The 20,987-nt window shown below is 47.2% G+C and carries 23 protein-coding genes and 1 tRNA gene; 5 read left to right on the forward strand and 19 right to left on the reverse strand.

Annotated elements, in window-relative coordinates; translation table 11 throughout:
* Position 1 precedes the first annotated feature (1 nt).
* The 7 genes from queC to queA form a co-directional block, all read right to left on the reverse strand.
* Complete coding sequence (gene queC / locus QJS83_RS14065; protein WP_284605659.1) at positions 2-697, reverse strand: 7-cyano-7-deazaguanine synthase QueC; 696 nt, start codon at positions 695-697, stop codon at positions 2-4.
* Positions 694-2,421 carry a single-stranded-DNA-specific exonuclease RecJ gene (recJ, locus tag QJS83_RS14070; protein ID WP_284605660.1) on the reverse strand — a complete coding sequence of 576 codons (1,728 nt, stop codon included), beginning with the start codon at positions 2,419-2,421 and terminating at the stop codon, positions 694-696. The genes queC and recJ overlap by 4 nt, the downstream gene beginning before the upstream one ends.
* A gap of 10 nt (positions 2,422-2,431) precedes the next feature.
* Entirely contained in the window at positions 2,432-3,382 is a 951-nt protein-coding gene (secF, locus tag QJS83_RS14075; RefSeq protein ID WP_284605662.1) for a protein translocase subunit SecF, read from the reverse strand.
* A gap of 9 nt (positions 3,383-3,391) precedes the next feature.
* A complete protein-coding gene (secD, locus tag QJS83_RS14080; protein WP_284605664.1) occupies positions 3,392-5,086 on the reverse strand; it encodes a protein translocase subunit SecD in 1,695 nt (564 codons plus the stop codon).
* Positions 5,086-5,424, reverse strand: coding sequence for a preprotein translocase subunit YajC (gene yajC, locus QJS83_RS14085; RefSeq protein ID WP_284605667.1), 339 nt, complete (start codon positions 5,422-5,424; stop codon positions 5,086-5,088). Before yajC ends, secD begins: the two co-directional genes overlap by 1 nt.
* Positions 5,425-5,490: 66 nt before the next feature.
* The gene (gene tgt / locus QJS83_RS14090; protein WP_284605670.1) at positions 5,491-6,627 is read right to left on the reverse strand and encodes a tRNA guanosine(34) transglycosylase Tgt; all 1,137 of its coding nucleotides are present in this window, start codon (positions 6,625-6,627) and stop codon (positions 5,491-5,493) included.
* Positions 6,628-6,634: 7 nt separating this feature from the next.
* A complete protein-coding gene (gene queA / locus QJS83_RS14095; protein ID WP_284605671.1) occupies positions 6,635-7,738 on the reverse strand; it encodes a tRNA preQ1(34) S-adenosylmethionine ribosyltransferase-isomerase QueA in 1,104 nt (367 codons plus the stop codon).
* A gap of 82 nt (positions 7,739-7,820) precedes the next feature.
* On the opposite strand from queA, the gene QJS83_RS14100 reads away from it, so the two are divergent.
* Positions 7,821-8,660, forward strand: coding sequence for a DMT family transporter (locus QJS83_RS14100; RefSeq protein WP_284605673.1), 840 nt, complete (start codon positions 7,821-7,823; stop codon positions 8,658-8,660).
* Between the two features lie 3 nt (positions 8,661-8,663).
* Here QJS83_RS14100 and QJS83_RS14105 read toward each other — a convergent pair whose 3' ends face one another.
* The 10 genes from QJS83_RS14105 to QJS83_RS14150 form a co-directional block, all read right to left on the reverse strand.
* A complete protein-coding gene (locus tag QJS83_RS14105; protein WP_284605675.1) occupies positions 8,664-9,257 on the reverse strand; it encodes an outer membrane beta-barrel protein in 594 nt (197 codons plus the stop codon).
* Positions 9,258-9,279: 22 nt separating this feature from the next.
* Positions 9,280-9,825, reverse strand: a complete 546-nt coding sequence (locus QJS83_RS14110) for a hypothetical protein (protein WP_284605676.1) — start codon at positions 9,823-9,825, stop codon at positions 9,280-9,282.
* Positions 9,826-9,901: 76 nt separating this feature from the next.
* Positions 9,902-10,597, reverse strand: a complete 696-nt coding sequence (locus QJS83_RS14115; RefSeq protein ID WP_284605678.1) for a CsbD family protein — start codon at positions 10,595-10,597, stop codon at positions 9,902-9,904.
* Positions 10,598-10,835: 238 nt separating this feature from the next.
* Positions 10,836-11,513 carry a carbonic anhydrase gene (locus tag QJS83_RS14120; protein ID WP_284605680.1) on the reverse strand — a complete coding sequence of 226 codons (678 nt, stop codon included), beginning with the start codon at positions 11,511-11,513 and terminating at the stop codon, positions 10,836-10,838.
* 220 nt (positions 11,514-11,733) lie between these two features.
* Positions 11,734-12,144, reverse strand: coding sequence for a hypothetical protein (locus QJS83_RS14125; RefSeq protein WP_284605682.1), 411 nt, complete (start codon positions 12,142-12,144; stop codon positions 11,734-11,736).
* A gap of 7 nt (positions 12,145-12,151) precedes the next feature.
* Entirely contained in the window at positions 12,152-12,772 is a 621-nt protein-coding gene (locus QJS83_RS14130; RefSeq protein ID WP_284605684.1) for a MarC family protein, read from the reverse strand.
* A 7-nt stretch (positions 12,773-12,779) separates the two neighbouring features.
* Positions 12,780-13,250 carry a YidH family protein gene (locus QJS83_RS14135; RefSeq protein ID WP_284605685.1) on the reverse strand — a complete coding sequence of 157 codons (471 nt, stop codon included), beginning with the start codon at positions 13,248-13,250 and terminating at the stop codon, positions 12,780-12,782.
* A gap of 1 nt (position 13,251) precedes the next feature.
* Positions 13,252-14,181 carry a formylglycine-generating enzyme family protein gene (locus QJS83_RS14140; RefSeq protein WP_284605687.1) on the reverse strand — a complete coding sequence of 310 codons (930 nt, stop codon included), beginning with the start codon at positions 14,179-14,181 and terminating at the stop codon, positions 13,252-13,254.
* Between the two features lie 43 nt (positions 14,182-14,224).
* Entirely contained in the window at positions 14,225-15,793 is a 1,569-nt protein-coding gene (locus QJS83_RS14145; protein ID WP_284605689.1) for an arylsulfatase, read from the reverse strand.
* 15 nt (positions 15,794-15,808) lie between these two features.
* Positions 15,809-16,798 (reverse strand): HAD family hydrolase, encoded by a 990-nt coding sequence (locus QJS83_RS14150; protein WP_284605691.1) that lies wholly within the window; start codon positions 16,796-16,798, stop codon positions 15,809-15,811.
* 223 nt (positions 16,799-17,021) lie between these two features.
* On the opposite strand from QJS83_RS14150, the gene QJS83_RS14155 reads away from it, so the two are divergent.
* Entirely contained in the window at positions 17,022-17,609 is a 588-nt protein-coding gene (locus QJS83_RS14155) for a YdeI/OmpD-associated family protein (RefSeq protein WP_284605693.1), read from the forward strand.
* A gap of 18 nt (positions 17,610-17,627) precedes the next feature.
* Here the strand turns inward: QJS83_RS14155 and QJS83_RS14160 are convergent, their stop codons facing one another.
* Positions 17,628-18,098: a hypothetical protein gene (locus QJS83_RS14160; protein ID WP_284605695.1), complete on the reverse strand. Its 471-nt coding sequence runs from the start codon at positions 18,096-18,098 to the stop codon at positions 17,628-17,630.
* 91 nt (positions 18,099-18,189) lie between these two features.
* Here QJS83_RS14160 and QJS83_RS14165 point away from each other — a divergent pair, with 91 nt between their 5' ends.
* Complete coding sequence (locus QJS83_RS14165) at positions 18,190-19,050, forward strand: LysR family transcriptional regulator (RefSeq protein WP_284605697.1); 861 nt, start codon at positions 18,190-18,192, stop codon at positions 19,048-19,050.
* A gap of 139 nt (positions 19,051-19,189) precedes the next feature.
* Here the strand turns inward: QJS83_RS14165 and QJS83_RS14170 are convergent.
* Positions 19,190-19,272: transfer RNA gene (locus tag QJS83_RS14170), tRNA-Leu, on the reverse strand.
* A gap of 511 nt (positions 19,273-19,783) precedes the next feature.
* Between QJS83_RS14170 and QJS83_RS14175 the strand changes: the two genes are divergently transcribed.
* Both QJS83_RS14175 and QJS83_RS14180 read left to right on the forward strand, forming a co-directional pair.
* Positions 19,784-20,200: a hypothetical protein gene (locus QJS83_RS14175; RefSeq protein ID WP_284605699.1), complete on the forward strand. Its 417-nt coding sequence runs from the start codon at positions 19,784-19,786 to the stop codon at positions 20,198-20,200.
* A 127-nt stretch (positions 20,201-20,327) separates the two neighbouring features.
* The gene (locus QJS83_RS14180) at positions 20,328-20,963 is read left to right on the forward strand and encodes a hypothetical protein (RefSeq protein WP_284605701.1); all 636 of its coding nucleotides are present in this window, start codon (positions 20,328-20,330) and stop codon (positions 20,961-20,963) included.
* The last annotated feature ends 24 nt before the right edge of the window (positions 20,964-20,987 follow it).

Here is a 20,987-nt window from a genome sequence, read left to right on the forward strand (position 1 = left end):
TCTACTCCTTAAAAAGAGAGGCGACATTAATATTGGCGGAAGCAAAGGCTCGTTTCGATCTTTGACAAGATTCGCACTGCCCGCACCATTGATCGCCCGAGAAGTAACAAGGCCAGATCAACTCCCAAGGAACTTTCAATCCTTGTCCCAAACGAACAATGTCGGGTTTTTTAAGATGAGCGGTGTAACAACCGACAGTCACGTGATTGGCCGTCGAATACCAAAGAGATTTCGTCGCCTGCTCCAAAAACTCCCGCGAGTTGTCGGGAAAAGTCGCCGCTTCTTCCGCGTTAAAACCCGGGATAACGGCGTCCGCTCCCAAAGCCTCGGCGAAAGCCGCCGCAATATTCAAAAAGATCCCATTGCGGTTTGGAACCCACACGGACTTCGCACTTTGTGTGGATTTTTCCATATTGTCGATTTCTACAGCGGCTCCTGTTGGCACCTCTTCGGACTCAACAAGCAATGACGATTTATTGAAATCTTTAAACCAGGGCAACTCCACAACCTTGTGTGGAATCTTCAGGTGAGCGGCGATTTTCGCCGAGCACTCCACCTCTTTTTGCGCCGCTCTTTGACCATAATTGAAGGTCAATGCAAGAACGACCTCATGATGATGTTTGATAGCCTCAAACGCATTCACCGTCGAGTCTAAACCCGCCGATAAAAGAACGACCACTTTCTTTTTTGGTTTCATGTTGCAGCCTTTAGATCACGAATAAGAATCTGAACTGTTTTTTGACCTGCAAAATAGTTCCACTGCAGCTCTCCTAAAATATTATAGAAGCCAGGAACATTCTGCAAAGTTTCTAACTGCCGAGGTGTTGGCGTAAACAACAAAGCTTCCGCCGAAGACTTTCCCTCACCGTCAGAAATTTTCAAACGAAGATGACCACCCTTCAGGTCCCTTTTAGAAAGAACCTGGATGTTGGAAAAATGAATCAAAGGAATCGAAAAGCCCGCACCAAATGGGCCGACGAAATCGTACCACTTCATCAAAGGTGCTCCCACCTCTGACAGCTGAGCTTCGACGTCATAGAAAATTTCCAGCGGCTTCGGTTTTTCCCGAAGATCTGAAAAGTGTCCGTTCAGCTTTTCGATAAAAGAACTCACACGCGTTTCAGCAATTTCAAATCCCGCAGCGGCCGAGTGCCCACCGAAACGACTTAAGAGCTCTTGTGCTGATGACATGGCCTGAACCAGGCAAGCTTCCTGCCCCTGCGGCAGTCGCGCACTTCCCACAATCATACCATCGTCACCCAAAGAACCTACAAACGCAGGCTTGTTAAAGACTTGCGTGAGCTTGGTGGCGATCAAGCCAACAACACCCCGATGAAAGTTTCGCGAAGCCACGAAAACAAAGTCTTTATACTGCCAACCTTTAAGTATTTCTTGAGCTTCCACTTCCGCATCGTTTTGTAGCTGCACGCGCGTGGAATTGTTCTTCATTACTTCGCGAACCATATCGCGGGCTTTTTTAGGCTCATCCAGCAAGAAAATATCAATAGGCAGAACACCCGACTCCATACGAGAAAGAGCATTCAATTTCGGAGCAAAACGAATCGCCACATCCTGACTTGTCAAAGGACGATCCACCAAATCCAACTCTTCAAGTAATGCTCGAAGTCCGGCTTTTTTGGTCTCCGCCAACTTCATAAGACCGTGCTTCACCAAAACGCGGTTGTCGTCCACCAGAGGCACCATATCGGTCAATGTACCAATCGTGAAATAATCAAGAACCTCTTTTAAATCCCAATTGTTTTTAGGAAGTTGCGGATGATCTTGAAAGTGCCTTTTGAGGCCGCGCAAAAGATAAAACGCCACCCCCGCACCACAAAGATAACCTAATCCCGAGGGACAATCCCCTTGATTGGGATTCACAACAACATATGCCTCAGGAATAGTATCCGCCGGCAAATGGTGATCCGTCAGAATAACATCAACACCGATCTCTTTAGCTTTATTGATCGCGGCATGAGCCGTAATTCCGACGTCGACAGTAATAATTAAAGACACACCCTGCTTTTGCAGCTCTTCAACCGCCGCCGCATGAAAGCCGTAACCTTCAGAAAGGCGCTTCGGCTGATAGTGCAAAACCTCAGGGAAACCCAAAGCCAATAAGCCTGTCTTCAACAAAGCCAGGCCCGAAGTCCCGTCCAAATCGAAGTCGGCATAGATACAGATTTTTTCTTTATTGAGATAAGCCTGACTGATGCGCTCAAGGGCTTGAGACATCCCCTTCATCAAAAGAGGATCTTTCAAGTCCGCGAGCTTGGGGAAGAGAAGTTTTTCTACATCCCCTGACTCTGCGAATCCTCGCGCCGCTAAAATCTTGCCAATCAGAGGCGGCCACTGACCTTCGACATGCGAAGGAGTTTCCACTTCAGTTGATGAGTCTCGCGGCTTCCATAGAGGATTCATGCATTCCTTTTTAAGCTCTTGCGGGCTTAGCAGCCTTTTTTAGATTCAACTTGTCCATAAGAAGAACAAGCGGAGCGGCTACGTAAATAGATGAGTAAGTACCGAAGAAGATACCGATGCAGATAGAGAACGCGATGTCTTCAACAGTTCCATCAGCAAAGATGTACAAGCACAATGCAGAAACGAAAGTCGTTCCTGACGTAATCAATGTACGAACCAACATTTCGTTGATGGATTTATTGATGATAAATCCAAAACCTTTACCATGCTCGTGACCTTCCACTTCGCGGATACGGTCAAATACGACGATCGTATCGTTCAGAGAGAAACCAATCAAAGTCATGATCGCTGCCAAGATAGATACGTTCACTTCTTTCCCAACAGCCACGAACACAGCCAACGTGATCACAGCATCGTGGAACAAGCAAAGAACTGCACCCGGAGCAAATTTATAGTCGAAACGAAGAGCCACGTAGATCAAGATAACGAGAAGACAGTAAAATACCGCCAACACACCGTTACGCTTCAACTCGGCACCCACTTGAGGTCCCACTGTATCCACGCGGCGGATATCAGGGCCTGCGGCAGCAAAAGCCGTCGTGATTTTTTCACGGATTTTAGAAATATCCGCATTCAAAATTTCATTCGTTTCTTTGTCAGTCGCGCCTTGTCTTCCTTGGAATCGCACGATGAATTCGTTGCCTTCACCGAAAGACTGAACACCCACGTCACCCAACTTCAATTCGTCAACGGCACCACGAACTTGGTCGATGGTGACCGGTTGAGCGAACTTCACTTGAATCTCAGTACCACCTTTAAAGTCGATACCGTAAGTGATCCCGTGAACACCCAAGTAAATCAAAGAAGCTACGACCAAAAGCAGTGAAATACCGCCGAAGAACCAAGCTTTACCAACAAAATCAAAACGGCCAAAAGATTCTACTTTATTATTGTTAGCCATACTCACCTACTAAACCGAAAGCTTCTTGAAGTTGAATTTATTCACAAGCGTATCAACGATCACTTTAGATACGAATACGTTCGCGAACATAGAAGTTACGATACCGATCAAAAGAGTCACCGCAAAACCACGCACCGGACCTGTACCGAAGTACAAAAGAACCACAGCTGTTGCCGCTGTCGTCACGTTGGCATCGATGATCGCAGACATCGCACGATGGTAACCTTCTTTCACAGCCACCTTAATACTATGTCCCAGTCTCAGCTCTTCCTTGATACGCTCATTGATCAGAACGTTCGCATCGACAGCAAAGCCGACAGTCAAAGCGATACCCGCAATACCTGGCAAAGTCAGAGTCGCGCCGAAGCTTGTCAACAAAGCGAAGATTGAAAGGATGTTGATTCCCAACGCCACGCTCGCGATAGCTCCCATAGAACGGTAGTAGATAACCATGAACAAGACGACGATCAAAGCGCCTACATAAGATCCCATCTTCGCTTTATTGATGGCATCCGCACCCAATGTCGGACCCACACGTCTTTCTTCCAATTGCTCCAAAGAAGCAGGCAAAGCACCCGCACGAAGAGCCGTTGAAATCATTTTCGCTTCATCCATCATTTGGTTACGGTCACGATTTCCGCCCAAAGTAACAACCGCAGAACCACCCGCGATACGATCACGAATGCTTGGCGCTGATTTTACAACTTTATCAAGCACGATGGCCATTTGTTTGCCAACGTTTGCGCCCGTCAAGTCTGCGAACTTCGCAGCCCCAGCAGCGTTAAAGTTCAAAGAAACTTGCGGCATATTGTATTGGTCGTAACCAACGAAAGCGTCATCAAGTGCGCCACCGCCAAGATCCGTGTCCGTTTTCAAAAGATAAGGAACTGCGCCTGCTTCCATTGTTGTCGCATTGGCAGACTTCTCGAAATAAACAACCGTTTTTTCCGGCAGCTTTCCTTTAAGATCTTCGTTCACGCGCGTTACGTAGTCAGAGTACTTCAATGTCTCCATTGAGTAGTTCCCTGCTTTTTCAGCTTCCGCGATCATTGCTTGAAGTTCTTGCGGAGTTTTTTCCGTAGACACAATCATGAAGTCCAACTTCGCCGTTGTATTGATAAGCTGTTTTGCTTTTTCCGCATCAGCCATACCCGGAAGCTGAATCAAAATGCGGTTGGCGCCTTGTTGAGAGATAGAAGGCTCCGCCACACCGAATTCGTCGATACGGTTACGGATCGTTTCAATCGCCTGTTGGATCACGCGATTTTTGTACTCATTCAAGTAAGCATCAAAGTAACGAGCCGTTACAGACGTATCTGTCGTTCCCATCACTTGTAGCACTGTATTGTATTTCGAAGAAAGGAACTGCTCAATCGCAGCACGATCCGTTGCGTTTGCCACTGTGATCGTCATTTCACCTTGTTCCGGCTTTTCAGACTTGATGTCAGCAAATGCAACATTTTCCTTTTGCATCTCTGCTTTCATGGAAGTCATCAAACGATTGAGGCTTTCTTTAACAACGCCGTCAACGTCCACGCCCATAACAAGATGCAAACCACCTTGGATATCCAAGCCGTAGTTCAATTTTTGCTTAGATGGCCACCAAGATTTTTCACCAAAGTTCACCACGTTTGGCATAACCCAAACTAGGGCTGCCACAACACCTATAACCGCGAGAGCTGATCTCCAACGAAGTCCTTCCATTATTTCTTTTCCTCTGCTGTTGCTGCTTTCTGAGATGTAGCAATTTGGCTGCGAAGCATTTTTACTTTAACGCCGTCAGCGATTTCCAAAGTAACAAATTGCTCGTTGATTCCTTCAACACGACCCAAGATACCGGAGGACGTGATCACTTCGTCACCACGCTTAACTTCGGACAAGAATTTCTGATGTTCCTTTTGTCTTTTCGCTTGAGGGCGGATGATGAGGAAATAGAAAATCACGAAGATAAAGATAAAAGGCACAAACATTTCAAAGGCAGAAGGCTGCCCGCCAGGAGCTGTTTGCGCATGAGCTGTCGATACAAGAAGTCCGAATAACATTGATTCCTCCAATTTTTACTGACAGTAAAATTCAGCATTATTCTTAGGAAGAATCAATATTTAAGTCTAGCTGTCCTTCTTTACGAATCGTGTCAAACAGTCGTCTCTGAACTCCGCCCAACGACCTTCTTCGATGGCCTTACGAGCACGTTCCATCAACTTCATATAGAAATGAATATTGTGAATCGTGTTCAAGCGCGAGCCCAAAATTTCACCACTCAAGAATAAGTGACGAAGGTACGCCTTTGTATAGTTTGTACAAGTGTAACAATCGCATTCAGGATCCAGCGGAGAACTGTCTTCGCGATATTCCGCTCTTTTAATGCTGACTTTGCCTCGCCAAGTAAAGATCGTTCCATTGCGTGCCACTCTTGTAGGCATGACGCAGTCAAACATATCGATTCCTGAATCAATCGCAATGATCAAATCCGTCGGCGTTCCAACGCCCATCAAATAGCGCGGTTTATTTGCCGGCATTCTTGGCGCCACATGCGGAAGAAGTTCGTGCATCAAGTGAATCGGTTCACCGACGCTGAATCCGCCTAAAGCATAACCCGGAAGATCGACGGAGCAAATTTGCTCCATGGACTTCAAACGATGCGGCAGACTCAAGCCCCCTTGCACGATCCCAAACAAAAGACTTTCTTTGCGAGTCATCGCCGCTTTTGAACGCAAAAGCCAACGATACGTAAGAGCCATAGATTTATCGATCTCTTCTTCCGTCGCCGGATACTGAAGGCATTCATCAAAAGCCATGATGATATCGGAGCCCAGGTCCATTTGAATCTCCATACTTTTTTCCGGAGAAATAAAATGTTTCGCTCCATCAAGATGCGAACGGAACTCCACGCCCTCTTCGGACATATTACGAAGTTGTGAAAGAGAGAAAACCTGAAAGCCGCCAGAGTCCGTCAAGATCGGGCCGTGCCAGTTCATGAACTTGTGCAAACCGCCCATTTTTTTAATGGTCTTTTCGCCAGGACGCAAATGCAAGTGATACGTGTTGCCGAGGACAACCTGAGTGCCGCAATCTTTAAGCTCTTCCGGAGTCATCGCTTTTACAGTCGCCTTGGTACCTACCGCCATGAAAACGGGTGTCTGCACGGGACCATGCGCCGTCATCAGAGTCGCACGGCGAGCGTTGCCTTCTGTTTGATGAACTTTGAATTCACCTGTGGTCATAGTTTGTTTTCCGTCCAACATATTTCACTCATTTCAATTTGAGAGCTGCTTCAGCTTCCGCGCCTGCAGGCGCTCCAGCACTGCCGGCATCCGCCGAGCCGGCATCCGCGGAGCCCGCCGAGCGGGACCAGCACGTTAAATCTCCGTAAGAGAAGAGCCGGAACTTTCTCTCAATAGCCCATTGATAGCAAGCTTTAACTCTTTCTAGAGACGAAAATCCCGCCACTAACGCCAAGAGCGTTGATTGCGGCTGATGGAAATTCGTCAGGAGATAATCGACGATTTTAAATTTATATCCCGGTTGAATCAGAAGTTTTGTGAAGCCGCGATATCCTTCCGAATCAGATCCGGAAAGAAGCCCCTGCCCCACGCTTTCCAAAGAACGTGTCGAGGTGGTGCCCAGCGCCCACACTTTTTTTCCTGCCGCCCGCGCGGCTTGAATGGTGTTCCAGGAAGAGGCCGTAACTTCAACATACTCTTCATGCATATCGTGATCGTTCAGATCTTCCGCCGTGACCGGCAAGAAAGTTCCAAGCCCCACATGCAAAGTGACTTCGCAAATCTGCACGCCTTGGGCGCGCAAGTTCTGCATGTCTTGATCGGAAAAATGCAAACTCGCAGTGGGTGCTGCAAAACTGCCCGGCGTTTTAGCCCAAGCCGTTTGATACCAGGACTCGTCGGCCTCCACCGTGTGGCGTTGGTCGCGCGCTTTTTGAATATATGGCGGCAGTGGAAGCTCTGCGATTTTTTGAAAATAATCTTCGCTGACTTCACGGCTCAAACGTACTTTTTGCGGACGGCCTTTTTCAATCAAGGTCATCTGCAACCCCAAGGGCAGCTCAATCACAGCGCCGGGCTTGAACTTCTTGGAAGGAAATAAAACTTCCCAGTCCGTGGCATTCATTTGTTTCAGAAACAGAATTTCCAGATCCCCTGAAAACACACGGCGCTTTAACACCTTCGTATTATTCACGACAAGCACGTCGCCAGCTGGAATACGCTGTACTAACTCTTGCAGAGAGATTTCTTGCGGACCTGTGACAGCATCCACCCACATCACGCGTGAAGGTCTTTGGGGAGACGTAGCAATCAGCTCCTCAGGAAAAGTGAATTCGAGATCCGTCAGTTTCATAGATCCTCTTATTTATCATAAGCGGACCGCAATTTGGCACTTTTTTCTGGCCTCAGAGAGCGAAAAAGCCTACAACGATGACATGACTTTAGGGCCTCTTTTGCTTTTATTCTCAGCTTTTCTCCACGCCTCGTGGAATGCCATTGCGAAATCAGCAAAAGACAAGGAAAGCTTTCTTTTCCTCACGATTCTTCTGAGCGGCCTGATCACCTTAGGCATCGTCCTCACATATGGCGGCTTTCAAATTCCTTCCGGCAAAGTAGGTTGGATCAGCGTTCTTTCGGGCGTTTTCGAGGGGCTTTACTTTATCACTTTAGCCAAAGCTTTGAAAGAATCCGCACTCGGGAAGGCCTATTCCATTATGCGCGGCGGAGCCATGATCATCGTCTGGCTGGTATCGACGATTTTCTTTGCAGAGACTGCGGGCCTTTTTCAGTACTTCGGCGCCTTTCTTATCTTTCTTGGTATTGTCGTGATGAATTTTAAAGGATTTTCGGGCGGCAATCTTTTAAACGGAAGTTTTTGGTCTGCGATGAGCGCAGTTTTTATCGCCGGGTATCACTTAAGCTATCACCAGGCTTTAGCAGCACAAGCGGATCCGCGTTCGTTGTTTTGTATCGCGATGTTAGTCAGTCTGCCGTTTTTATTTTGGAGTTTGCGTGAAGAGCCCATCAAGCGTCTTCGCCACACGCTCACTCGCCATCCTTGGGCCGTGATGGTGACGGGTTCTGCGGCGACAGGTTCTTTTTTAATTTTTCTTTACGGGCTTCAAGTTTCAGCGCCGGGCTTTGCCATTTCCCTTCGCAATACCTCGATTTTTTTCGCCGTCTTGTTTTCGTACTTCCTTAAAGAGTCCCTCTCCCGTTTGCAGATTGTCGGCGCCTGCGGCATTGGTCTTGGCGCCGTTCTGCTAAGTCTGTAGTTGTTAAAGTGTCAGAGGAATGCTCACGCTGATCAGACCCACTTTGTTTTTTAAGTCTTCATCAAAAGTTCCCGTGACCGGCCCGGCTTCCTGCAATTCAGATTCGTTGTATTGAAGATCCATGTACTCGACATTCAAACTCACGAAGAAAATGCGGAATCCTAAACCGACCTTGGGACCATGGGCTCCGGTGAACTTCAAATCAACGTCGCCGCTCTTATCGGGATCCAAATCTCCCCCGAAAATATAACCGCCCCATATGCGCAGACCTATTCCGGGCATTTGCGCTCCGAGGATCGCGCCATAAGTGGTCGACACGGCTTCGGCATCATAGTTCGTTGCCGAGTTGTCAAAATCAGGTTTCGAATAGGAGCCATCAAGCCCCATAAAGAATACATCATTGACGTGGATGCCGAGCTTCAGGTTCAAACCAAATCCCGTCTGATTTCCCGTCGAACTGCTTAACGGAGCCGGCCAATCCAATTCGTTGTCTCCGCGCTCGTAAGTAATTCCGGGCTCGATATAAAACCCGACGGCATGCGCCTGGTTTGACAGCAAGAAGAGTACTAATAGCAGGCATAGGCCCATGTATTTCATGGCGAACTCCTTTCCCAAGTCCCTATTCGGTGTAGACCATAATCAAAGCTTTGGAAGCTTTCGCGCGTTGATTGAAAACGCCTGCTTCTTTATCCGTTCGCGGAGCCGCTCCGCTGCTTTCCATTTTCTTTTTTAGTTTTGCATCCGGAGTCGACAAAAACTTTTGTAAAGCGTTCGGTCTTTCACTCATATTAAAGACGTCAACATCCCGCACGGCGGTTTCGCTCTTGATATAACGACGGATGTTGTCTGCTCTTCGCTTTGCTAAGTCGATGTCTTGATCTGACGCTCGCGTATCCGCCGCTGGATATTCTCGATCCGCCCATACCGCGACTTTGACCTCTTCGATTTTTCCGGAGTTGCCACTCTTCGCGATGATGTCTTGAATTTCTTTTTTTGCACGATCGTTAAGATCCGCGCTGCCTTCTTTAAAAGAAATTTCCGTGGCCATAGCAGCTCCCAAAGCGCGCGACGCTTTTTCGGTGGCAGAATCAATGGCCGCCTCTGCTTGCGATGCCGCTAAACTGAGAATAAAAACAGTCAGGGCAAAAATCAGCTTTGAGTTCATAGACACATCCTTTCTCTGAAAGTCCCAGCAAGGAACCTCTGAAGCTCCTTGCTGGTTGCAATTTCCTTAATAGAAATTAACTGCGCTTGTCTTGTCTTCCCTGATTCGATGAGGATCCTCTTTGATCTCCGGAGCTTGGGTTGGATGAACTGGATCGTCCTTGATTTCCGGTTTGTCGCGTTTCTCCCGACGAAGACGACTGTCCTCCTCCTCGTGAATCTCGTGGTTCTTGCGAACTGCCGCGGGATCCACTGGAATCTCGGGAACCTTGACTGAATTGTTGCGATCCCGACTGGGATCCGGCTTGTTGTGATCCCGATGTTTGGGATTGGCTGCTTTGACCGCGTTGCTGTTGAGTTGAGCCGCTTTGCATTGATTGGTTCGAGCCCGAACGAGACGCGCCGGAATCTCCCGTTTGTCTTGATTGTTGCTGACCTGCATTTTTTGATCCTTGTGTAAATTCACCCGAGCTGCGAGAGCTGGATTGTTGTTGCGATTGAGATTGCGAGCCTCGTGACGAACTCATATTTTGAGAGGACGAACCCGACACAGAGTGGGAGCCCGCCGCCGTTCCACAGCGTTCAATAACTTCATCCAGTTTTTCTTCGGCTTCATCCGGTTGCAGATTGTATTTTTCCTGCACCAACTCAGAAATGGCTTCAACATCGCCATGGGTATTCTCTAAGTCACTGCTGCTCAGTTTGCTCCACTGTTTTTGAATTTCGCTTTTGACTTTGCTCCAGTCACCTTGAGGAATGTTTGAGTGAATCATGACCTTCTCCTTTGCCATTTGTTAATAGTCAGCACGCAATCCTGCGCACCCTTTACGAAGCGAAAAGAGGGCCAGAGTAAACAGCGGTCACTGAGGGCTTATTTGCAGAAGAGCGCGCGAAATAACAAAGCAGAGGCGACTTGCCCCTAAAGGATTGCGCGAATTGCCACTTGCAATTCGCACATAGCTAAGACTTAACATGGTACTTTCATCCAGCTTTAGACGAATGAAGTAAATATTAACGTTGATTTTTTAGAACGGAGAAATCGACTTCTTGGAAAGCGTCGGAAGAGTCGTCATAGTGCCAGAGCTGCCCACTTTCAAGATCGAAATAGACGCCGAAAAGTTGCAGACCGTTTTTTTGAATCGCTTCTTCAATGAACGGGAACGTGCGAAGATTTTGTAAAGAGATCACAATAGAATCACGCTCGCACTCGCGGCACAACGTATCCGTGTCCGCATGAGGATTTTTCGTCAAAGATTTTTGTTTCGCATCCTTCGCAATACTCATCCACTGCGCGACGAATCCGCCCTGCTTGACGTTTTGTGGTTCAAACAAAGCGCGAATGCCGCCGCACTGACGGTGACCTAATACAACGATGTTCTCAACCTGAAGATTCACAACGGCAAATTCAATCGCCGCACTCACCCCGTGGAAGCCGCGGTCGGATTCAAACGGAGGAACCAAGTTCGCAACGTTGCGGATAACAAACATTTCACCGGGAGAAGAAGAAAAAAGAATCGCGGGATCAACACGAGAGTCACTGCAGGCAATCATCAAGGTTTTAGGACGTTGGCCGGAGCTGGCAAGACGGTCGTAAAGCGAATGCTCTTCTTTAAAAAAGCGATCGCGGAATCTTTTGAATCCGACGACCATACGAAGAATTTCTTTTTTTAGGGTCCACTCTTGATTCATATTTTTCGACCTCGCAAATCACAAAAAGGCATAATAGAGGTCTTAAATCTTGTCAAACGTGCCGCGTAAAAACTCTGCGCCGCTCATAGTTATGTGGCTTTTTAACGCCGTTAAAACGCCCCTGCCCGAAAGTTCGACAGCTACTCTCTTGGTATCGCTCTCGAACAGGGGGCTGCATAAAAACAGCAATCTATTTGTAAAAGAATTTTTATTTGCGCTCTTAAGAGAGATTCTTCGAAATATCCGTGGGTTTCAATCGATTCAAAGCCTCGTTTAGATTCGCGTGCAAAAGAACAAAGTTGGGATCATTGTTCAAGTGTGTTTGGTAGCGATCGTACAAAAACGAGTCTCCGACCGAGCGACGAAGCACGAAGGCGATTTGATCTTTCATACACACCAGATCTTCGTCGGAAACATTTTCTGATTCCTCAAGAAACGCGTCGAGTTCAGCGATGAGCGCTGAAAATGGCTGAAGCCATTTAAAGTTTTTGTCGTGTGTAAGAATCTGCAAAAAATCAAAGGGGCTGATTCTTCTTTCGAAAAACTTTTCCGCGTCCAGCCTTTCAAGTTCCAAAAACCGACGGTGCACTTCTTTCAACATATGCGTAACACGCAAAAGATTTTCTTTCATAACACTCCTAAGAGGCTCGCAGGGCCATGAGCCCCACATGAATCATATTCACAGCCAGTGCTGCCTGAAGCACCCCCAGGATTGCACCAAGGACCTGCAAGATCACGAGACCGACCTTCCCCATAATCTTCCGAACTAATATCATAGCAAGAAGATTTAGAAGCATGACGAGCCCCAACATAGAAAAAACCGTCATCGTTCGCGCCCAATCCATACTGATGGCCAAAAAAATAACGAGAACGGCCATGCCAAATGGCGTGATGATCATGGATAAAGCGGTATTGAGAGCGAGTCCCTCCATCTTGACCTCGGTATTTGAAGTCTCTCCTTTTTCCACTTTGATTTTTAAAATCATCGAGAATGCGACAATCGCGAAAATAAGTCCTGCCGTGACTTCAAGAATGGGAATGGGAATCTTCCATTTCTCCAAAAGCGATTTCCCGACAAATCCTCCGAGGACTAACGAGGTCATCGCAATAATCACAGAACGAAATGCGACTGTTCGGAGCTGTGCGGGTGCTAATGGCTGTGTCAACTTAAAGAAGGGTCCCAGAACTCGAAACGGGCCAAACATAATAAAGAATAAAGTAAATATTTGCGATGCGCTGACAAGATATTCTTTTTCCATTTTCACCTCAGCTTAAGATCATCCAGATCGTCGTCACCGCCCCAATACAAATAACAGCCAACGAGAAAAATATGAGCGACCACTTTGCTGGAACAAAGGAGAGGTTTTCGATGCTCTTCTGAATCTTGATAAAATGACGAATAGACCATGCCAGCAGAATGCTTCCTAAAAGAACCATACCGATGCCGACATTTTTCAAGTCATGCAAAAACATTTTTCTGTGAAAACGCTCCATCTCTTCGGATTGAAGCAAGTACAAAGCAAAACGGTTGAGGGTTACACCGAAACTGATTAAGGCGACTCCGGTTCGCAAGTACGAAAGATGCGTTCGCTCATTAGCCAAATGCGAGCGTGCCACCGAAAGATCGGTCCGCTCTTCCGACATATCTGTTCGATGAGTCGACATATCGGTTCTTTGGACCGACATTTCTGTTCTTCTTTGTGAAAGCTCGTTCGGATCTATTTTTTCCGGCTCCATCTTACCTCTTTATTTCAGAGCGCTCCCCGCGAACAACACAGCGAAAGCCCAGATGTGAAGTGGACGTATCAATAGGTTGGGCCATCCGTGCTGACGGTCGATAGCGACGGCAATAGTTCGGTGCGCACAGATGTGAACCGCCCTTCATCACCTTTCTTGGAATTTTGACATGCGATCGCGGGTCATAACTGACTTCTTGAGCGGGACCACGGGGATTTTTAGGTATGCAACAGGCTTTTTGTTTTTCCTCGGGATGACGAGGGGCGTACCAATCCACAGTCCACTCCCACACATTCCCAATCATATCGTAAAGGCCATAGTCATTCGGCAGATAAGATTGCACCGGCGATGTGCCTTCATAGCCATCCTTCGTTAGGTTCTGCCATGGAAACTCCCCTTGCCAAATATTCGCACGATGTTCACCACCCGGTTCGAGTTCACTTCCCCAGGCGTACTCGAGAGACTCATGGCCACCGCGAGCGGCATACTCCCACTCTGCTTCCGTCGGAAGTTTTTTCCCCGCCCATTTTGCGTAAGCTTGCGCATCTTCGAAAGCGATGTGGACGACAGGGTGATCCATGCGATTCTGAATTGTGCTTCCAGGTCCTTGCGGCTGTTTCCAGTTTGCACCGAAGACGAAACTCCACCATAAATGCGGATTGCGCAGATCGACCTTTTGTGACGGTTTTACGAAGACGACGGAAGCCGCTTCGAGCATCTCGGGCCTTGCTCCCGGATACTGACTAGCCTCCGGTGCTTTTTCACAAAAGGTGACATATCCGGTTTCATCAACGAATTTTTTAAACTCGGCATTGGTCACGGGCGACGTATCCATCCAAAACCCGTCGACGATCACTCGATGTACGGGAGCTTCTTCAGGATAATGGTCGTTGGATCCCATGAGGAAAGTTCCTCCCGGGATCCAAGTCATTTTTGACAAATCAGGTTTGTTTAAGGGTCTCTCGAGTTCAATCTCAGTGATGCGCGCCACTGGCTGCCTCATTCATTTTCATCATGGCCTGATCGACGGTGAAGCTTGCAGGTTTTTGTCGCGGCGGAAAGTCTTTCAAACTTTTAGCGAAATCAGCTGCCACCACCTGTGCTGCTAAGACGATGTAGGCGTGATCCAGCAGCCAATCGTAATAAGTGTTCGAAGTTACGTCGGCTCTTTCAAAAGGATCAGTGCGCAGATTGTAAAGCTTCGGTAAACGCAACGTCACAAACGGCTCTGCCCAAACTCGGAGTGTTCCGGGCGATCTTTGTTCCATAAATACGAGCTTCCAGTTATCGAAGCGTAAGGCCACCATGTCGCCATCGTCGTTGAAATAAATAAATCCTTTCCGAGGACTGTGCTTCTCTTGGCCCAACAGATACGGCAGAAGGTTATAGCCATCGATATGCACTTTGAAACTCTTGCCGGCGGCTTTATGGCCTTTCTTGAGTTTCTCAACAATTTGATCATCGCCCGCCATTGCCAAGAAAGTCGGCAACCAATCATGATGTTGCACAATCTCATTTGAAACGGAACCCGCGGCAATCTTTCCAGGCCAGCGCACCAAAAGAGGAATACGGAACGCTCCCTCCCAGTTAGTGTTTTTTTCACTTCTAAAAGGCGTCATCGCTCCATCCGGCCAAGAGTTCATATGCGGTCCGTTGTCCGTGGAGTACATGACAAACGTGTCTTCCGTAATACCCAACTGATCGAGAAGGTTTAGAAGATCCCCGACATTTTTATCATGATCAATCATCGTGTCGTGATAAGGACTTTGCCAACGCCCTGCTTGCCCGAGGCTTTCGGGCTTTGTGTGCGTGCGGAAGTGCATGTGTGTTGTATTCACCCAGCAAAACCACGGTTTTCCTTCCTGATTTTGTCGAGTGATCCAGTCTTTGGCAGCAGCGACGAATTCCTCATCGCAAGTTTCCATTCTTTTTTTTGTGAGAGCTCCCGTATCTTCGATTTTCTGTTTTCCCACTTTACCGAAGCGTGCATCTGAAGCGCTGTCTTCTTTATCTGTCGCTACACAGCGAAGGACACCGCGCGGTCGATAACCTTTGTTAAACTCTGGAAAATCTTTTTGTGGAGGCCAATCCGGCAACTCGGGTTCTTCTTCCGCATTCAGATGATAGAGATTGCCGAAAAACTCATCGAACCCATGCACAGTGGGCAAATACTCATTGCGATCACCCAAATGATTTTTTCCAAACTGTCCTGTGGCATAACCATGATCTTTAAGGAGTTCCGCGATTGTCGGATCCGAAGCTTGAAGCCCCACTGTCGCGCCAGGCACACCCACTTTCGTTAGACCCGTGCGAATTCCGCTCTGCCCAGTAATGAAGGAGGCTCGGCCTGCCGTGCAACTCTGTTCGCCATAAGAGTCGGTGAACTTCATTCCTTCCTTCGCAAGACGATCAATGTTGGGGGTGCGGTAACCCAACATGCCGTCGCTGTAACAGCTCAAATTTGAAATCCCGATATCATCCCCCCAAATCACAAGAATGTTGGGTTTTTTCGTCCCTGTGCCGGTATCCTTCCGAGTCGCCATAGACACTCCTTTGTCTTATTTATTTCTTTTTGCCAGAGGTTGTTCTGTTGCGAAAACCTGCTTCCAATCGCTTTTCATGCTAACCACTTTCCAGCCAAATTTTTTGGCGGCAGCCAGCGATCTCCCATCCTTTTCCTGGTAGGCCGCTTCACGATCGACATCGTCATGATTGATCATCAATTGCAGAGTGCGCCCCTGCCCTTCACTCGAATAACGAAGCATTTCCACGTCTCCACCTGAGCGCACATTGCCCGCAGAGAAAATCGGCCGTTTGCCGATATGACGAACGATACCGACGGGTTTATTCTCTTTATCATTCATCAAACCTAAGTTCGCGGTGCGCATAACCTCAAGACGCCCGTTTTTCTCAATCGTCTTGTCGACAAAAAAAGAACCAATGATGTTTTCTGGTGGGATCGAGTAAATATTAAAAGCCACCGCGCGCATAAACGCGATGTCTCCACCGGAGCTAATGAAAGTTTTAAACCCGTTTTCGCGTAAATAGCTCAATAGCTCGAGCATGGGTTTATAAGTGGTCTGGGTATACGGAACCTGCAGCTTCGGATGGCGGGCTGTTTCGAAGAAGCTGCGCACTTGCTCTTCAAACTCTTCTTCGCTCATTCCCGAGTGGGTTCGCGCCATGATGTCGAGGATTTGCTTTTGCGAGAGCATCGGAAGTGCCGCCTTGCCTTTCGCCAGAAGAGATTTATAGGGCTCTTTATTCTTCAAAGAAGGATCTTTTTCTAGAACCTCCTGCAAGCGCACTTTCGTGAACTCGACTTCAACTGTCGGGACTTCACTCCACAAAGTTCCGTCATTGTCGAATGTGGCGATGCGATCTTCGGGCTTTACAAACGTGGGGCTCCCCGTTCGACTGACATCTTCCACAAATTTGATAATAGACTGTTTAATCTCTCCATTATTCCAGGAAGGCAGAGGATCTGTCGCAGCAACAGCGGATTGAAGACAGAAAACAACCAAAAGAAAAAAGAAAACATTTTTCATACAGGCCCCCCATCAACTAAAAATGGTTCATGGAGCCGTCTGAAAAGAAAAGATAATTTCCAAGACTCTGTTAGACTTCAAAGGTGCTCGTGCGTCCTCGCAGAGCCCGCTTACGTCCCAGTTAAATAAATTCCAGTGACTTTGCTTCGCGAGCCGTTCAACATATTTTTAGCGGTGTCTCGCCACACAATTCAATTTCGGAGTCCTAACAAGGTGGAACGATATGAAAGAACGTAATTCCCAAGTCGACGCTTTTATTAAGAACGAGAAAAAGTGGAAAGAAGAGATTCAACTCTTAAGAGAAATAGCTTTGGAATGCGACCTGACCGAGGACTTCAAATGGCGTCTACCGTGTTATACAAATAGCGACCGCAACATCGTCATCATTCAAAACTTTAAAAACTTCTGTGCCTTGATGTTCTTCGACGGCCACCGCCTGAAGGACCCAAAGCACCTACTCAAAAGCCCGGGAGAAAACTCCCAAACAGCCCGGCGCTTTGAATTTACAAACGTTGCAGAAATTAAGAAAATGAAAGCGGCAATAAAGTCCTACATCAAAGAAGCCCTAAAAGCCGAAGGAGCGCCCGCAAAAACAGAAAAGAAAAAACCGGCGCTTCCCGCAATCCCGGCCGAACTTCAAACCAAATTTAAAGAAAACAAAAAACTAAAATCCGCTTTCGAAGCCCTCACCCCAGGCCGTCAAAGACATTACTTAATGCATTTCTCTTCCGCAAAGCAGGCTGCTACGCGAACTTCACGAATTGAGAAATGCATACCAAGAATTTTAAAAGGCTTAGGACTTAATGATTGACTAAGATCAGTGCTTCAATCACCAAGAACGTGCTTCCGGCACATAACCCGTTCTTAGTTCGACTTCTTGTCCGTTGTAATTGAAACGAATACGAAAGTTATTCTTCGTATTTGTCTCTGCATATCCGCAATTGACAAAAAATCTATCCTCGACAAGCTCTACTTGAGATGACTTCAAGTGCGCCGCCAATTCGTTGAAAGTCATATTCTCTGGAGTCTTTTTGCTGGAACGCGCCTCATGCCAGTAAAAGAATAGATATTCAGGAACATTCATTTTTTCGCTATAAAAGCTAATACTGGTGTCAGTGATTTTTGCCTGAGCATCTGCAGAGAGCGACATCGAAAAGTTCTTCACAGCTTCGGCAAACGAAAAGGTTTGCAGGACACGGGTCTCTTCGATGCTGTACTCCGGGCCGCCACAACCTGAAGCATGGGCAGTTTGCATGTGACCTAAGATGAAAGTGACTAAAACAAGAAATAAATTTTTCATAAATGTCTCCTTTTTCGTATTCTTTTAGGCCGCCAAGAGATAAAGATAAAATATATAATTCAGATATATTCCATGCCAAAAAGGTATAAATATGAATCTCCTGCATCTGCAATATTTCTATGTGGTCGCTAAAGAACAAGGCTTCACGAATGCGTCCAAAGCACTTCGCATTCAACAACCCGCCATCAGCCGCATGGTGAAACTTTTAGAGGACGACATCGGATTTGATCTTTTTGAAAAAGTCGGTCGCCGTGTGCAATTGACTCCGAAAGGCATGGAGGTGTTTGAACACTGCCAAAGAATTTTCGGCTCTGTCGATGATTTAAAGCAGTCTTTGGGAAAAATCTCCGGCGAAGTCAAAGGTCCTTTAAAGCTGGCGGCCTCAGAACCCATCGCCAGTCATTTTTTGCCGGAAGTTTTAGAAAAGTATTTAGCGAAGCACCCTCAAGTGTATCCCAACATTTTCTCCGGCCCAGCTTCGATGCTTCTAGAAAAAATTGAAAACGGCCAGCTTGAACTGGGACTCTTTTTTCACATTCCCGATCTTTCAGAAAAACTCGAGATTTTTGCGAAAAAAGAAATTCAGTACCACCTTGTCATCCGCAAAGATTTACGAAGAAAGAAAGATGTCCTAGAAAGTTTTATTGGCTCGCGAGAAATCGACGATTCATCTACTCGCAAATTTCCAACTTTGGAAAAACTTAGAAAGATACATCCAAACGCACAAATCAAAATCTCAAGCAACAACCTGACAGCCCATAAAGAAATGGTTCTGCGCGGCCTCGGTGTTTCCGTTCTCCCCGAATTCCTCGTCGCCGAAGAACTCAAAGAAGGACTCTTAAGCGACCTCCTACCAAAAGAAGATCTGCTATTTCACCTCAAATTCATAAAAAGAAAAACCGCCCAACTCTCGACAGCAGCACAAACCTTAATGTACGAGTGCACAAATTAATTTCGTGTTTTCGATATACTCCAACCCCAAAGGCGGAGGGGCCGACCAAATCTTCCCCATGCAAATACAAGTTCCGCAGCAGCAGGCCCAAAGGGCCGCGTCCGCGAGGACTGTTCGAAGGATTTGCATGGGGAAGATTTGGTGCGCGGGGAGGGACTTGAACCCTCACGCTTGCGCATACGCCCCTCAAACGTACGTGTCTACCAATTCCACCACCCGCGCGCGCACATAAGGAATTGTCCTTTAATTTCAAGGACCGAGGGAAGATTCAAGGTAATCATTTCCCCTCTCAGAGTCAATAGATTGCAATAGAGAAAAATAAGCCTTCCTGGACCTTTTTGCCCACATTTTTAGCAAAATTCTTTAACCCTAGGCTTACCCTCCCCAGTCTATATAGCAAGAGCATGGATGCTCTTAGACGGAAACAAGAAGACGCTAGGATGGCACTTTGAAATTTCCGAGGCCAAGGAAGGCCGAAAAAAGGAGAAGAACATGACGGATTTACATGACGTAGCAATGTTCTGCCTCTTCTACTCAGGAGTCGTGATGTACGCTCTGTGGATCACGGTGACCAGAAGACCGGCAAGAGCAGAAGTAAGGCACAAGAAATTTAATAAGTAGTTTATGTGGCGACTCTTTGAGGGTTTGGTGGTTCCCCTCACACGAGTCCGGGGGAGCGATGAGCTCCCCCATTTTTTTGTTTCAAGGTCGGCGTTTTGCTTTTTAGAAAGACATGCTCAGCAAAAACCGCATCGCCTTTTTATTCATTATTAAATCATTCCTGATAGTTCTGGCGGGAATCTTGTCTCCCCTGTTTTCATATGCGCAACAATTTGACAGCTGCGTGCAGTTCGCTTTAGAGGAGTCTTTTCCTAAAATCGCCGTCGGCGAAAAATCAAAATTTTTTGTAAAATGCGTTTCAGAAAAGAGCACTCCGGAAGCCCATCAGCCCCGCCCGCGCTATTCCTCCATGGAAATCAAAGCTTTGAGCCGCGCTTATCAAGCGATCACGGATTGTTTAGAGATCGAGCCGCAATGGCTTTTTCCGAAATTTATGATGGAGAGCGGATTTCACGTGCAAATCCAAAATCTCCAATGGAGACGCTGGCATCGGCCAGCTCACAGGAAAAGCTATTGCGGATGTCGATGAAGCGCTTCCTGCGTATAAAAATCTTATCTTCAAGAGTTCCAAAAAAAGCTGTCAATGGCTTAAGCAAACGACCCAGTACCGCAGTCAGTTCTGGAAACCTGTTGCCGGAGCCAGCAAATGTGCTTTGATGTCTAAAAACTCCAATCCTCTTCGCAATCTTCTTTACGCGGCGATATTTCATAAACTCAACGAACAATACGTCAGCAAAGAATTCGCGAAAAGAAATATCGCGGAACTTCTTGCAGAGGCGGGATATGCTTCCCGCGACCATTCCCGTCTGAAAAAAATCCTCGTGGCTCTTGGTTATAACACCGGTGGCGCTGTCGCGGTAAAAAATCTGCAAGAGTATTTATTCAGCCGCATCGACTTCACTCGCCGCAAAAGTCAGGAGTTTAACATCGGCATGTTGGGCGCGCTGACGGCGGCAGACCGTGCACACGCGCTTTCTTACGTCACAGAAAAAGATTTTGATTTCACTAGGGGTCTGCAAGAATTTAATGCTCGCAAGAGCGAAATAAAACGATGCCTGCAAGAAGCCAATCGTCAACTCAGCGACTCGGAGGTGGAACTGGCGGCGCAAAGAGTTTTAAGAAATGTTTCGGCTTCTCTTTACACATTTTCCGAGTGGCTTCGCGTGTGGCAGAGTCACGGCGGTCCTGGCTACGTTAGCAGTCTTGCGTCTTTTTCAGCGAACCTTGATAAAAAATTTGGCCCCGGAATTTGTTCCAACTCGGGACACTATCGAGTGACCGAAAGCGAATAATCCAGTCTAAAATCGCGCTATGTC

The organism is Bdellovibrio sp. 22V, assembly GCF_030169785.1.
In the GTDB taxonomy this organism is placed as follows: Bacteria; Bdellovibrionota; Bdellovibrionia; order Bdellovibrionales; family Bdellovibrionaceae; genus Bdellovibrio.